Here is a 358-nt window from a genome sequence, read left to right as displayed (position 1 = left end):
CGCCTCCTCCGGGCGCGGGGAGGGTTTCGAGTTGTTCGGTTTCCAGGTTGCGGAGGTTTTCGATGCCCTGCCTTTGCAGGGCTTCCCATCCACCGAACCTGTTGGCGTTGTCGTGATTGAAGACTGCAACGGTGTCTGGAAGGTCCAGGGCGAGCATTTCGACGATGCCTGGCGCGAACTCCCTGTGCGGGTAGCTGTCCAGCCCCGGGATGCTTGCCTCGTCGTAGAGGCGGCCGAAGGTACGGCTCTGGACGTCCTGAGGCGCCAGGACGCCGAACGGATCGGGTGCCTCAAAGCTCGCCAGTACGCGTTCCAGGTGATCGGCGATCAAGCCGCGCCACATGGACTGGGGCTGCTC

At 64.0% G+C, this 358-nt stretch carries 1 protein-coding gene; it reads right to left on the bottom strand.

The genetic code is table 11. The features are described 5' to 3' along the window. Positions 1 to 343, bottom strand: a 343-nt coding sequence (locus AC1DKD_RS42555; protein ID WP_477144911.1) for a hypothetical protein, incomplete at its 3' end; no start/stop codon positions are given. Positions 344 to 358: the final 15 nt, after the last annotated feature.

The sequence above is a fragment of the Cupriavidus sp. 05T313 genome (assembly GCF_056396665.1).
The sequence above is the reverse complement of the archived record's forward strand: the minus strand, read 5'-3'. Positions and strand labels throughout refer to the sequence as shown.